This is a genomic window from Flavobacterium sp. (assembly GCF_024710485.1).
Lineage (GTDB): Bacteria > Bacteroidota > Bacteroidia > Flavobacteriales > Flavobacteriaceae > Flavobacterium.
Genome location: NZ_JANJUQ010000025.1, coordinates 1 through 13,219, shown reverse-complemented (window position 1 = coordinate 13,219; position 13,219 = coordinate 1). Strand labels below are relative to the sequence as shown.

The 13,219-nt window shown below is 37.9% G+C and carries 15 protein-coding genes; 7 read left to right on the top strand and 8 right to left on the bottom strand.

Going from position 1 to position 13,219, the window contains the following annotated elements; all coding sequences use genetic code 11:
* The 3 genes from Q0M21_RS06160 to Q0M21_RS06150 all read left to right on the top strand — a co-directional run.
* The coding region (locus Q0M21_RS06160; RefSeq protein ID WP_295335745.1) for a T9SS type B sorting domain-containing protein at window positions 1–364 on the top strand (364 nt) is incomplete at its 5' end.
* A 5-nt stretch (window positions 365–369) separates the two neighbouring features.
* Entirely contained in the window at window positions 370–1,368 is a 999-nt protein-coding gene (locus Q0M21_RS06155; RefSeq protein WP_295335742.1) for a type IX secretion system membrane protein PorP/SprF, read from the top strand.
* A 39-nt stretch (window positions 1,369–1,407) separates the two neighbouring features.
* Window positions 1,408–1,929, top strand: a complete 522-nt coding sequence (locus tag Q0M21_RS06150; RefSeq protein ID WP_295335740.1) for a gamma carbonic anhydrase family protein — start codon at window positions 1,408–1,410, stop codon at window positions 1,927–1,929.
* 93 nt (window positions 1,930–2,022) lie between these two features.
* On the opposite strand, the gene murI is transcribed toward Q0M21_RS06150, so the two are convergent.
* From murI to Q0M21_RS06110, 8 genes are all read right to left on the bottom strand, one after another.
* Window positions 2,023–2,802, bottom strand: a complete 780-nt coding sequence (gene murI, locus Q0M21_RS06145) for a glutamate racemase (RefSeq protein WP_295335737.1) — start codon at window positions 2,800–2,802, stop codon at window positions 2,023–2,025.
* Between the two features lie 69 nt (window positions 2,803–2,871).
* The gene (locus tag Q0M21_RS06140; protein WP_295335734.1) at window positions 2,872–3,372 is read right to left on the bottom strand and encodes an OmpH family outer membrane protein; all 501 of its coding nucleotides are present in this window, start codon (window positions 3,370–3,372) and stop codon (window positions 2,872–2,874) included.
* Window positions 3,373–3,395: 23 nt separating this feature from the next.
* Window positions 3,396–4,382: an OmpH family outer membrane protein gene (locus tag Q0M21_RS06135; RefSeq protein ID WP_295335731.1), complete on the bottom strand. Its 987-nt coding sequence runs from the start codon at window positions 4,380–4,382 to the stop codon at window positions 3,396–3,398.
* A gap of 34 nt (window positions 4,383–4,416) precedes the next feature.
* On the bottom strand, window positions 4,417–7,164 hold the full coding sequence (locus Q0M21_RS06130) for a POTRA domain-containing protein (protein ID WP_295335729.1): 2,748 nt from the start codon (window positions 7,162–7,164) through the stop codon (window positions 4,417–4,419).
* Window positions 7,097–7,837 (bottom strand): isoprenyl transferase, encoded by a 741-nt coding sequence (locus Q0M21_RS06125; protein ID WP_295335726.1) that lies wholly within the window; start codon window positions 7,835–7,837, stop codon window positions 7,097–7,099. Before Q0M21_RS06125 ends, Q0M21_RS06130 begins: the two co-directional genes overlap by 68 nt.
* Window positions 7,838–7,840: 3 nt before the next feature.
* On the bottom strand, window positions 7,841–8,527 hold the full coding sequence (locus tag Q0M21_RS06120; RefSeq protein WP_295335724.1) for a DUF6089 family protein: 687 nt from the start codon (window positions 8,525–8,527) through the stop codon (window positions 7,841–7,843).
* A 166-nt stretch (window positions 8,528–8,693) separates the two neighbouring features.
* Window positions 8,694–9,575 (bottom strand): NAD kinase, encoded by an 882-nt coding sequence (locus tag Q0M21_RS06115; RefSeq protein WP_295335722.1) that lies wholly within the window; start codon window positions 9,573–9,575, stop codon window positions 8,694–8,696.
* A 50-nt stretch (window positions 9,576–9,625) separates the two neighbouring features.
* Window positions 9,626–10,285, bottom strand: a complete 660-nt coding sequence (locus tag Q0M21_RS06110; protein ID WP_295335719.1) for a CBS domain-containing protein — start codon at window positions 10,283–10,285, stop codon at window positions 9,626–9,628.
* A 154-nt stretch (window positions 10,286–10,439) separates the two neighbouring features.
* On the opposite strand from Q0M21_RS06110, the gene Q0M21_RS06105 reads away from it, so the two are divergent.
* From Q0M21_RS06105 to Q0M21_RS06090, 4 genes are all read left to right on the top strand, one after another.
* Window positions 10,440–11,153, top strand: coding sequence for a pyridoxine 5'-phosphate synthase (locus Q0M21_RS06105; RefSeq protein ID WP_295335716.1), 714 nt, complete (start codon window positions 10,440–10,442; stop codon window positions 11,151–11,153).
* Window positions 11,154–11,918, top strand: a complete 765-nt coding sequence (locus Q0M21_RS06100) for an alpha/beta fold hydrolase (protein WP_295335712.1) — start codon at window positions 11,154–11,156, stop codon at window positions 11,916–11,918.
* A gap of 23 nt (window positions 11,919–11,941) precedes the next feature.
* Entirely contained in the window at window positions 11,942–12,286 is a 345-nt protein-coding gene (locus Q0M21_RS06095) for a phage holin family protein (protein WP_295335710.1), read from the top strand.
* Between the two features lie 89 nt (window positions 12,287–12,375).
* The coding region (locus Q0M21_RS06090; protein WP_295335708.1) for a trigger factor at window positions 12,376–13,219 on the top strand (844 nt) is incomplete at its 3' end.

Here is a 13,219-nt window from a genome sequence, read left to right as displayed (position 1 = left end):
TGTATCGTTGGGCAGTCATACGATTTATGTATGGGATGTTAGAAGTCCGGATGGATATTCATGTGGAGTGGTATCCATTGAAAATGTACAAGTGATAGATTACCCGAGATACTTTACACCAAACGGTGATGGTTTCCATGATAAATGGAATGTAAGCGGATTATTTAATTATGCCAATACAACAAAAATTTATATATTTGACCGCTTTGGAAAACTAATTAAACAGATTAGTTCTGCAGGTGATGGTTGGGACGGAACCTATAACGGACAATTATTGCCGGCTACAGATTACTGGTTTACAGTTGATTATCCGGAGCAAGGAACTATGAAACAATTTAAGGCCCATTTCTCATTAAAAAGATAGTTACAATGAATTTTAGAAAAATTTGCTTATTAGCAGTGCTTTTGGTATCACAACTTTCAAATGCCCAAGAAGGATTACCGGTTTATTCGGATTATCTTTCGGATAATTATTACTTATTACATCCTTCTATGGCAGGGGCTGCTAATTGTGCTAAGGTCCGACTTACTGCAAGACAGCAATGGTTTGGTCAGGAAGATGCACCGGCTTTGCAGACTTTAAGTTTTAACGGTTCATTAGGAGAAAGATCTGGGGGCGGAATAATTGTTTTTAATGATAAAAATGGATATCACTCACAAACGGGAATGAAATTGACCTATGCACACCATTTGTTGTTTTCGCGTGATAAAGTGGATTTGAATCAGTTGTCATTCGGTATGAGCGCTGGTTTTGTACAGAGTAGTTTGGATCAAAGCACTTTTTACACCAATGATCCATCTTATGATCCTTTGATTTTTAATTCCATTCAGAGAGCTTCGTATTTTAACGTTGATATTGGAGCTTCTTATAATTTCCTTGATTTTTATGTACATGCTACTGTGAAAAATGCTTTAGCCAGTGACAGAAAATTATACTCAGATCGTGAGCCTGTTAACTTGAGACGTTTTATCTTGAATGCCGGTTATACCTTTGGAGATCCTGAAACTATTTTGTGGGAACCGTCTTTTATGTTCCAATTGGTAACGCAAACGCAAGAAAAAAATATTGATTTAAATATCAAAGCTTACAAAGAATTAGATTTTGGAATGCTTTGGGGTGGACTTTCTTACAGAAGAAGTTTAGATGGTGCTCAATTCATAGAAGGAAATGCTGTTTCAGACCAAAAGATGCAATATGTTACTCCTATTATTGGTGTTAACTTTAAAAATTACGTATTCTCTTATACGTATTCACATTTGTTAGGGAATGTTAAATTTGATTCCGGTGGTTTTCACCAGTTAACTTTGGGAATCAACTTATTCTGTTCTCCTGAGAAATACCACTGTAATTGTCCTGCTATTAACTAATTTTAAATACAAGTCCCGATTATTCGGGACTATTTTTTTATGGTAATCAAATCTGTAAACGGAAAACATCCTCAAATACCTGAAGATTGTTATGTGGCAGAAAATGCTACTATTGTTGGCGATGTAACTTTTGGAAACTCCTGTAGTGTATGGTTTAATGCTGTAGTTCGTGGCGATGTTCATTTTATAAAAATTGGGAACAAAGTTAACATACAAGATGGGGCTATAATTCATTGTACGTATCAAAAGCATCCTACGGTTATCGGGAACAATGTTTCTATCGGGCACAATGCTATTGTGCACGGTTGTACTATACACGACAATGTTTTGATTGGTATGGGTGCTATTGTAATGGACAATTGTGTGGTGGAAAGCAATGCTATTGTAGCTGCCGGTGCTGTTGTAACACAAAACACGGTTGTTGAATCAGGGAGCATTTATGCCGGTATTCCGGCTAAGAAGGTTAAGGATATCAATCAATCGGACTTTGCCGGCGAAATTGAACGTATTTCCAATAATTATGTGATGTATTCGAGTTGGTTTAAAGACGACAATGAATAGGAGCCTTTAGTTTGAGTTTAGCCCCGATGGGAGTAGTTACCGCGTAACTCGTACAGCGGGAATAAGGTTTAATGAATGCCCTAAGTTTGGCTCCTAAAAATCTTTTTGAATTACTTCGTATTGGTGTTTTAAGATGTCACTCAACACTTTTGGGTTGGCGTTGGTATAGAACACCGCTTTGCCTTTTTTTGTGTCCTGACTTAAGCCTACACTTTCAGTTAATATTTTTTTGGTTTGCCTTGCTACTGCTTCACCTGAATCGATGATTTTAATGTGATTTGGGAGGATTTTTTTAATTTGCGGTATCAAGTATGGGTAATGGCTGCAACCGAGTACGAGATAGTCGATATTGGCTTGAATCATAGGTTGAAGATAAGTGTGTAATAACTTATTCATTTCTGGGGAGTTGATGTCGCCGTTTTCGATTAGTTTGACTAATCCGTTTCCGATTTGTTCAATGATTTTGGTGTCTTGAAATTTTTGTACGGTTTGGTGAAATAATTCACTGTTGAGCGTCCCTTGCGTAGCTAAGATTCCGATGACGTGTTGTTGTGATTTCAGCGCTGCAGGTTTGATAGCCGGTTCTATACCGATAAAAGGCACATCGTACTTGGCTCTTAATTCTTTAATAGCATTGGTGGTTGCGGTATTGCAGGCCACGACGATGATTTTGCAGTTTTGCTGTAGAAGAAACTCTGTGTTTTTACAACTGAGGTGAATGATTTCCTCCTTTGATTTTTGTCCATAGGGCGCATTTTTGCTGTCTGCCAGATAAATAGTATCTTCTTTGGGTAAGAGTTCGTGGATTTCTTTCCAAATGGAAGTGCCACCGATACCTGAATCAAAAAGGCCTATTGGATTATTGTTCGTCATATCACAAAAATAAAAAAAACTGCTCAAACCTGTAAGGAATGAGCAGCTTTAAAAATTATTTTTTTGATTTTAGAAACCTAAGTCTTTTTTGATGTCAGCTGTTAAGTCCGGACCGTCAGACAACAATAAATCAGCTACGTTTAATACGTATTGGTAACCTTTAGCTTTTCCTACTTTCTGGATTGAAGCTTTGATTTTATCCATTAAAGGTTTTACCAAGTCTGATTCTTTCTTTTGTAATTCTTTTTGAGCATTGTCTCTGTAGTCAGTGATTCTTTTTACTAAATCCTGCATTTCAGCTTGACGGGTTTGGTTAACAGCATCTCCAACAGTATTGGCTTCTTGCTCGTATTTTTTCATTTTATTAGTGTACTCATCTGCCATTGTTTTGTATTCGGCATCATAAGTAGCACTCAATTTTTCTAATTGTTTTTGAGCGTCTAACATCGCAGGCATTTTAGAAATAATTTCATTTACATCTACGTGTGCCGTTTTAGCTTGCGCATTGATGGTTTGACTTGCTCCTAAAAACAATACAGTAGCTATTAGTAATGATTTCAATCGTTTCATTGTAAAAAGTATTAATTAATTATTTATTCTGTTTTTGTTTCTGTTTTTTTGTCTTCTTTGGCTTTTTTGGCCGCTTCTCGGTCTTCGAGTATTTTTTTCTTTTTGTCTTCCAGCGCTTTTTTGCGATCCTCAATTAATTTGGCTCTGGCAGCTGCTTTGGCTTCTTTTGAATTTACGGCTGTGCTGTCTGATGCTGTCTTGGCGGTTTCTGGAGTTTGCTTGTCTCCCGGTTTGTCTTTAGCAGGAACCGTGCCACTTTTTTTTGCTTCTCTTGCTTCGGCAGCCGCTTTTCTTTTGTCGTCGGCTTCTTTTTTCTTGGCTTCAGCGGCTAATCTTCTGTCTTCCATCATCTTATCGCGCGCTGCTTTTTTATCTTCCAAGGCTTTTTTCCTAGCGGCTAAGGCCGGATTTTCATCTTCAAGATCTTCTTGGTATTCTTTTTTCTCTTGCTCTTTAAGCTCTTTTTTGGAGAGTTGTTCTCTTCTTTCGGCACGGGTGATAGCTCGAATTACTTGGTCGCTGATGTCGTGTCTTTTAGCAGAGAATAACATAGTCAAATCAGAAGACTTATCGAAGATGAAATCGTATTTTTTAAGTTCGGCGATGTCTTGAACGGCCGTAAAAACCTGATCTTGTATGGGTTTTACCAGAACGGCTTTTTGGGTAATTAAATCACCGTTAGGGCCGAATTTTTTTTGTTGGAAGTCGATGAGTTCGTTTTCTTGGAATTTAATTTCTTCTTCGCGCTCTTCAATAAGTTCTTTGGTAAGTAGAGCTCTTTCGGTTTTAAGAGCATCTTTTAATTTTGCAATTTCAACTTTTTTGGCTTCAATATCTTGCTTCCATTTTTCGGCTTTTTGTTCCAATTGGTTTTTGGCTTCTGTGTAATCAGGTACATTTTGTAGAATATACTCCATGTCAATGTAGCCGATTTTCACTCCGCGACTTTGCGCATTGGTCTTGAAGCCGAGGAATAAAAGAAAAAGTGTTATTGCAAAATATTTTTTCATGCCCTTATGATTTAAAAATATGTATCAAATATAATTAAAATTGTTGACCAATGATAAAATGTGTTTCCCAACCATTCTTTTGAGTAAATCCTGGAACCGGATCAAAACCGTGAGCAAAATCAATTCCTAATAAACCAAAGGCAGGCATGAAGATTCTAATTCCAAATCCTGCAGAACGTTGCAGTACAAAAGGATTGTATTCTCTGAAAGTATCAAATGATGAACCCGCTTCTAAGAATGTAAGGGCATAAATGGATGCGGCAGCCTTCAAGGTTAAAGGATAACGCAATTCTAAAGAGAATTTGTTGTAAACTGTGGCTCCGTCTTGGTTGGATAACGATTGGTTAGGGTATCCTCTTAACTGTATAACTTCTCTTCCGTCGAGAGCGAAGTTTGCTAAACCGTCACCTCCTAAGAAGAAACGCTCAAAAGGAACTAAGCCTCTACCATTATTGTATGCACCTAAGTATCCAAATTCACTCAAGGCTCTTAATACTAAAGCTTTTGATGGGGAACCGGCTAATCGGGTATACCAATCGGCTTTGAATTTTAATTTGTAGTATTCCAACCATTTGAATTTTTCTTGGTCAACTCTTCCTCTATCGGCATCAGCTTCTTGATAAGTGTAAACTTTTTCATATAACCTCGAGTTTTCTGCAGTTTCTCTTATGTAATCTCCAACAGCCGGTAATTCACCATTGGCATTTTGAACAGGATTTATTCCTGCATTAGCTTTAAACTTTAACTTGTATGCTTCCTGGTTTTCTAAGTCGCCATAATCTATACCGTTGAAAGCAGAGTAAGGTAAAGTGAATTTAGCGGTAAAACTAAACTCAGAACCATAAGTCGGATAAATTGGATTCACCCCTTTGTTGTTTCTGCTTAATCCCAGAGTAAAGGCTAAATTTCGAGAAGCACCGTCTCCAAAGGTAAACAAACCGGTATTATAGTTGTTCAAATCGTAATACTGAAAACTCACCGAGTTAGAGAATACAAAAAAGTCGTCCGGAACGGTCAATCTTTTTGCATAACCCACAGAAAGAGATGTAATATTAAAGCTTTTGCTTCTGTCTACATTGGTAGATCGACCGCTATACAAAAACTGCTTACTGTGTGATAAGGAAGTAGAAAACTGAATCGGTTTTTTACCGCCTAACCAAGGTTCTGAGAACGATAAACTGTAGGTTTGGAAAAATGAACTCGCTTGTAAACGTAAGGCTACTTTTTGTCCGTCACCCATAGGAAGGGGTTTGTAGGCGTCTTTTTTGAACATGTTACGGGCGGAAAAGTTGTTGAACGAAAGTCCCAACGTTCCTATGAATCCGCCACCACCGTAACCTCCTTGCAATTCAATTTGACTCGATCCTTTTTCCACTACGTTGTATTCGATATCAACAGTGCCGGCAGCAGGGTCAACATTTTTAAATCTCGGGTCAATGGATTCCGGATCGAAAAAGCCTAATTGTCCTATCTCACGAATGGTTCTTACTAAGTCTTCTTTGCTGTATTTTTCTCCCGGTTTGGTTCTTAATTCACGATAAATTACTCGGTCATTGGTTTTGTCATTACCAACTACAGTAATGTTGTTGAAATAGGCAATCGGGCCTTCCGTAATTCTGATTTCGAAATCAATGGTATCATTAGCCGTTTTAACCTCTACAGCATTGATATTGGAAAATAAATAACCGTTGTTTTGGTATAAGTTAGTGATGTCTTCTCCATCCGGTTTGGTTTTGTCGGCAATCCTTTTTTCCAATAATACACCGTTATAAGTGTCACCTTTTTTAATTCCTAAAACACGGCCTAAAAGTTGGTCTGAATAAACAGAATTTCCAAGGAATTTGATGTTCCCAAAGTGGTATTTTCTACCTTCTTCCACTTTGATGTTGATGGCCAATTTCGTCTTTTTAGCATTCAAGAATACGGAGTCCGAAATTACTCGGGCATCGCGGTATCCTTTTTCTTTGTATTTGGCTACTATAGAAGTTAAGTCTTCCTGGTATTTGTCTTTGATGAATTTTGACGCTTTGAAAATACGAATAGGGTTGATTTGTTTGGTGTTTTTCATAGCACTTCTCAAACTCTTATCAGAGTATTTCTCGTTGCCGTCAAACCTGATTTTAGCTATTTTGAGCTTGTCACCTTTGTCAATATTAACCAACATTTTCACCTGATTTCCTTCAGTCGTGTCAGGTGTAGTAGTGATGAAAACTTTCGTATTAAAGTATCCGTCTTTTTTGTATTTGTTTTCCAAATAGTTTTTGGTCGTCGTGATAAGGTTTTCGTTTACTATTTTACCTTTGGTCAGGCTATTTTCTTTGATAAGATCTTCTACTTTCGACTTTTTCACGCCTTGAATTTTGACATCGCTCAACTTAGGAAGTTCTGCTATGTTTAAATCGAGCCAGATACTGTCTCCTTCAGTTTTATTAATAAAAAAGTCAATTTCACTAAATAAACCAAGCTTACCTAGTTTTTTGATGGCGTTACTGATTTGTTCCCCCGGAACGGTAATTTGCTGCCCTTTTTCCAGGCCGGAAAAAGTTACTACGGTTTGTTGGTTGTAACTGATTTTGCCAATCACATTAACGTCGGCTAATATGTATTTTTTTCCTTGATCAAATGGGATTCTGTCTTGGGCGTGTAGTTGAAAAACAGTTCCGAAAAAGCAAACAATCAGAAATGTTTTTAAAGTATTAATATGCACTGAAATATTATTTAATTTGTTCACTTGTTTTTCCAAATCTTCGTTCTCTTTTTTGATAGCTGATGAGTGCTTCATATAAATCATCTTCTTTAAAATCGGGCCACAATACATCGGTAAAATAGAACTCGGCATAAGCGATTTGCCACAGCAGGAAATTACTGATTCTGTGTTCGCCGCTGGTTCGGATTACCAAATCTACATCGGGCAGATTGTGCGTGTAAAGATGCTGATTAATAATTGATTCATCAAGCGCATCAATTGAAATTATATTATTTTTAACTTTATCACAGATGGTTTTAACAGCATTTAACAATTCCTCGCGAGAACCGTAGCTCAATGCTAATGTTAATGTCATCCGGTTGTTGTTTTTCGTTTTTTCCATAACAGCCAAAAGTTCTTTTTTGGCACTATCAGGTAACATGTCGATGTTTCCGATACAATTCAAACGAATGTTGTTTTTTTGAAGGGTATCCAATTCTTTTTTCAGAGAAGAAATCAACAATCGCATTAAGGTATCAACCTCTAATTTTGGGCGATTCCAATTTTCAGTGGAAAAAGCGTAAAGGGTTAAGTTCTCTATGCCTAATTTGGCACAGGTTTCTACAGTAGTTCTGACCGATTTGGTGCCGTTTTCATGACCAAACGCTCGCATTAAACCTTTCTGTTTAGCCCAACGACCATTGCCATCCATAATGATAGCCAGGTGCTTGGGTAAATTGTCTTTGTTTATTTTATCGGTTAGATTCATTCTCTATTCTGCGCAATAACATGGTTTTTCAGTAAAAGTATACGTTAATGTTATACCGGTGAAAATATACCAATCTTTGCTGTTAATATTGCCGAATTGCAACGGCGCTAAATTTTCATTTTTAGGCAAGCTTCCATCCAAATTGTCGGTGAAAGTATACCTTGCTCCAACTTCTACACCCAACACAAAATGATCCAAAATATTGGTTTTTACTCCCACAATCATCGGGATGGCCAATGTACTTTCTGTATAGTCTTTTCGAGTATTTCCGTTAATTACATACAATTCGTCATACGCAAAATAGGAAACTCCTGTGAAGACATAAGGTGTTATTTTTCTTTTTAAAATTTCGTGCAGGTTGAAGTCGAAAAAATTGAATTCCATTCCTGCCGTAAACTCTTTAATGTTGTTTTTAAAACGATAGCCTCTTAAATTTCTGCCCGGTACCTCCGAGTCTAAATCGTTAGCAGTTATCGTAGATTGCATATAGGAAAACCTATACGAATGTCTCGGACTTTTATTCCATCGGTACAACACTCCTAAAGCAGGCTCATTTGGCGAGATATAGTTGGTTTTACCCACATCGCCTATAAAATTACTGCCTCCCAAAAACACGCCAATCTCGTTGATTTGCGCATTTATAACATTTTGGAAAAATAAGCCGAAAAATAATACTAAAATCTTTTTCATTCAATTGAAAATAGCGTGCAAATATAACAATTCTCAGTACTTATATAGCATGAATTTCGGATTTCTGCCAAATAAATTAAAGTGCTGATAACTACTACGGTTAGCAAGGTTCTTTTCTAAAACGTTTTTTTTAGAATCGTAGTATAAAAAGGGCGAAATTTTTTTTCTAGTTTCTCTTGTCTTCGCCCCAAAGTAATTTGTTGCGTAAAGTTTTGAAAAAGGTTTCTTCCGGGATTTCGACCATGTTAATATGGAAAGGAGTTTTTTTAATTTTCAATTCCGTGTTGTTGTTTATCGCTATGATTCTGGAATCTAAAGCAACCAAGTATTGCTCTTCTCTGCCGGATACTTTCAGGGTGATTTCGGTATCATCGGGAATTACCAAAGGTCGGGCATTCAAATTGTGTGGCGCAATAGGTGCAATAATCAAAGCTTTGACATCGGGTGTTAAAATCGGGCCGCCGCAACTCAAGGAATATCCCGTCGAGCCGGTTGGTGTGGAGATGATCAAACCGTCTGCCCAATAGGAACTTAGGTATTCACCATTCAGAAAAGTATCAATGGTAATCATTGAAGTAGTGTCTTTTCGATTCACCGAAACTTCGTTCATGGCAAAGTTAATGTCCAATTGTGATAGGGCGGGAGAACACTCCATGCTGAGCAGAGAGCGCTCAGTAATACAGTATTTTTTTTCCATGACAATTTGAAGAAATGCCGCAATATTTTCTTTTTGGACTTTCGCCAAAAACCCTAACCTTCCGGCATTAACACCCAAAATCGGAATTCCTGAATCTCGGACATAAGTGGCGGCTCTTAAAATAGTACCATCGCCTCCAATACTAATCAAAATATCAAAACTTGAATCTAAATCGGTGTGTGATGTGAAAGTCTTATATGTTTTTTCAATAATTTTTTCCTCGTATAAAATCTTGAGGAAATTTTCTTCAATAACCATTTCTACATTATTCTTGTTAAAAAACACAAAAATGTCCTTGATAATAGGTCGCGTGTCGTTTTGATAATACTGTCCGAAAATGGCAACTTTCATAGGGTGTAGATTTTACTTAGTAATTAGTGTTTCTTACTTCGTACTTTCAATTACATATTCAAATATTTATCCAAATACTCCGAACGCTCTTTTAAGTTGTTCAGATAATTGTCTTCATGGTGTTCCGAAATGATTTCGTAGTTGTATCGACGAAACGTTTGGATGATTTCATTCATGCCGCCCAAAGTAATCTTAACGGTTACTTGCACTTTGTCGTTGCCGGCTTCGGAAACAAAAATCCCTAACAATTTTCCATTATTGCTTTCTACTATTTGGGCAATTTGACTCATCGAGTAATCTGTTGTGGCTTTTTCTACCACTATAATACCACCGGTTTCTTTTAAGAACGGCGTTTCATTTAAAAACTTAATGACATCTGTTATCTCGTAATAGCCGACATATTTATTGTTTTCGTCTAAAATCGGAACCACATTGGCATTGTTTCGGGCAAAAACCTCTAACACATCCAGCCAGATCATAGTGGTTCTTACAAAAAAGCCTTCCAAAGCATAACGATAATCGGCGACGCTTTTTTGGGTTTCAAATGTTTCCGCATCTACTGCTGAGATACAGCCTAAATAGACACCATCTTCCAAAACCGGAAAGTGTGAATAGGTGCTGTCGGTAAAAAAATCCTGAATATCCGCTACGGTTTCGTCACTCAAAAAAGGTTTGAAATCGTTGTTGATGTATTCCGAAAGTACTCTCATGTATTCTTTTCTTTAGCGACTGCAAAATAATCAAATTTTGGGACATGCGTACTTGGTTAACTTTGTATTTTTGTGTAAAAATTAATTTGCCGCTAATTCGTCAATTTTCCAAGTTAAAAAAATAATTTGCGAATTCTTGGTTAAAAAATAAAGTATGACAAAACTTAGCGTAAACATCAATAAAATTGCCACTTTGCGAAATGCCCGTGGCGGCAATGTGCCCGATTTATTACAAGTAGCCAAAGATATTCAACGATTCGGTGCCCAGGGTATTACCATACATCCGCGTCCCGATGAAAGACATATTCGCTACCAAGACGCCCGTGATTTAAGACCGATAGTGTATACTGAATTCAACATCGAAGGCAATCCGCAACACAATTTTATCGATTTGGTACTCGAATGCAAACCGGAACAAGTGACTTTAGTGCCCGATGCCATTGGTGCCATTACGTCTTCTGCCGGTTGGGATACAATTCAATTTCAAGACTATTTAACTGAAGTGATAGCGGAATTCAAGCGAAACGGTATCCGAACGTCCATTTTTGTCGACCCGATTTTGGAAATGATCGAAGGTGCCAAAAAAACCGGAACCGACCGCATCGAATTGTATACCGAAGACTTCGCTCACCAATACAGTTTAGGCAACAAAGCCGGTATCGAGCCTTATGTGAAAGCTGCCGAATTGGCCAACGAATTGGAATTAGGGATTAATGCCGGACACGATTTGAGTTTGGATAACATTCAATTCTTCAAACAAAACATTCCGGGCTTGTTGGAAGTGTCCATCGGTCACGCTTTAATTTCTGAAGCATTGTATCTTGGTTTAGATAATGTGGTGAATATGTATCTGCAAAAATTAAAATAGATGTTACACTCCAGAATCGAAGGCGAAGGAAAGCCACTTCTCATCATCCACGGATTTCTCGGTATGTCCGACAATTGGAAATCATTCGGTTCGCTTTACGCCGCCGAAGGGTTTCAAGTGCATATGCTCGATTTGCGCAATCACGGCCGCAGTTTTCACTCCGAGGAATTCAGCTATGCCTTGATGGCGCAAGATGTATATGATTATTGTCAGGAACAGCAATTAACCAACATCAACGTCATTGGTCATTCTATGGGTGGCAAAGTGGCGATGCTTTTGGCTACCACGCACCCGGATTTGGTAGAAAAATTGATTGTAGCCGACATCGGTCCCAAATATTATGCGCCACACCATCAAGACATTTTGGCCGGATTGAATGCTGTAGATTTTTCCGAGCAACCCGACAGAAATCAAGTCGAAGAGACCTTATATCCGTACATACCCGATTTCGGCACGCGCCAATTTTTAATGAAAAACCTCTATTGGCAGGAACCCGGGCAACTCGCATTCCGATTCAACCTCCCGGTTTTTAACGCTAAAATTGAGGTGATAGGAGAAGCGTTACCTGCTGAAAATCATTTCGACAAACCAACGCTTTTCATCCGCGGCGGCCATTCGAAATACATTTTAGACACTGATTTGCCTAACATTCAAAACCATTTTCCCAATTACAAACTAGCAACTATTCCTAACGTTGGTCATTGGCTACACGCCGAAAATCCGAAATTATTTTTTGAGGAAACGGCAAGGTTTTTGTCCAATTGAATTTCTAAAAATTAAAATACCTTATGAAATTAGTATTAAGAATCTTTATCACATCTTTACTCGTTATGGCTATTGCCTACTTAATGAAAGGCGTTCGCGTAGACGAATTTACAACCGCATTAACCGTAGCCATCGTTTTAGGTTTGCTCAACTTTTTTGTCAAACCCATATTGGTGCTGTTTACCTTGCCGGTAACTTTTTTTACGCTCGGTTTGTTTTTGCTGGTAATCAACGCTATTATGATCATGCTTTGTGACGAATTTGTCGATGGTTTTGAAGTTAGTTCCTTCTGGACAGCCATGCTTTTTAGTATCATCTTATCGCTTTCGCAATCCTTGGTGTATCAAATCACCGGCGATACAAAATAAGACCGTTAAAATCAATAAAATAAACTTGGTTGGGTGGCATAAATGTTATACTTTTGCCACCCAATTTTAGTATGTAAAAAACACAAAAAATGAACATCACAAGAAATAATGTAGACGCGTTAAATGCTGTAGTTACTGTAGAGGTATCAAAATCGGATTACGCAGAAAAAGTAGAGAAAGTATTAGCAGACTATAGAAAAAATGCTACTATCCCCGGATTCAGAAAAGGCGCTGTGCCAATGAGTTTAATCCAAAAACAATACGGAAAAGCAGTGTTGTTAGACGAAGTAAACAAATTGTTGCAAGAAAACCTGAACAACTATTTGGTTGAAGAAAAGTTAGACATCCTAGGCAATCCACTACCTAAAGTAACCGAAGATTTCAATTGGGATGTAGAAGATTATAAATTCGAATTCGAACTAGGTTTAGCGCCGGAATTCACTGTGGATTTAGCCGCTAAAAACAGCTTGGTACAATACAAAATCGTTGCCGATGACAAAATGTTGAACGACCAAGTAGCGCGCATCCAAAAACAATACGGAAAATTAATTGCTAAAGATGTTGTAGAAGCCGGAGACGACGTTTCGGGTATTTTTGCTAACGAGGAAAAAGGCATCAACAACAGAACTACTTTGGCTATCGACGCTTTCGCCGACAAAAAAACGCAAAAAGCGTTCATCGGTAAAAAAGTAGGCGATGTGGTTACCTTAAAAACCAAAGGTTTGTTCGATGATGATCACAAATTAATGGATTACCTAGCCGTAGGTCACGATGATGTTCACGGGTTGGATATCGAGGTAACCTTCACTATCGACGAAGTAATTGCGCACGAACCGGCTACTTTAGACCAAGAGTTGTTCGACAAATTATTCGGGCCAAAAGTGGTAACTTCGGTAGACGAGTTAAAAGCTAAAATCAAAGAAGACGCTGAAA

Coding starts and splice junctions, on each gene's coding strand:
- Q0M21_RS06140 (WP_295335734.1), bottom strand. CDS start 3,372: ATGAAACGATTGAAATCATTACTAATAGCTACTGTATTGTTTTTAGGA.
- Q0M21_RS06110 (WP_295335719.1), bottom strand. CDS start 10,285: ATGAGAGTACTTTCGGAATACATCAACAACGATTTCAAACCTTTTTTG.
- Q0M21_RS06135 (WP_295335731.1), bottom strand. CDS start 4,382: ATGAAAAAATATTTTGCAATAACACTTTTTCTTTTATTCCTCGGCTTC.
- Q0M21_RS06120 (WP_295335724.1), bottom strand. CDS start 8,527: ATGAAAAAGATTTTAGTATTATTTTTCGGCTTATTTTTCCAAAATGTT.
- Q0M21_RS06125 (WP_295335726.1), bottom strand. CDS start 7,837: ATGAATCTAACCGATAAAATAAACAAAGACAATTTACCCAAGCACCTG.
- Q0M21_RS06155 (WP_295335742.1), top strand. CDS start 370: ATGAATTTTAGAAAAATTTGCTTATTAGCAGTGCTTTTGGTATCACAA.
- Q0M21_RS06095 (WP_295335710.1), top strand. CDS start 11,942: ATGAAATTAGTATTAAGAATCTTTATCACATCTTTACTCGTTATGGCT.
- murI (WP_295335737.1), bottom strand. CDS start 2,802: ATGACGAACAATAATCCAATAGGCCTTTTTGATTCAGGTATCGGTGGC.
- Q0M21_RS06150 (WP_295335740.1), top strand. CDS start 1,408: ATGGTAATCAAATCTGTAAACGGAAAACATCCTCAAATACCTGAAGAT.
- Q0M21_RS06100 (WP_295335712.1), top strand. CDS start 11,154: ATGTTACACTCCAGAATCGAAGGCGAAGGAAAGCCACTTCTCATCATC.
- Q0M21_RS06115 (WP_295335722.1), bottom strand. CDS start 9,575: ATGAAAGTTGCCATTTTCGGACAGTATTATCAAAACGACACGCGACCT.
- Q0M21_RS06130 (WP_295335729.1), bottom strand. CDS start 7,164: ATGAAGCACTCATCAGCTATCAAAAAAGAGAACGAAGATTTGGAAAAA.
- Q0M21_RS06105 (WP_295335716.1), top strand. CDS start 10,440: ATGACAAAACTTAGCGTAAACATCAATAAAATTGCCACTTTGCGAAAT.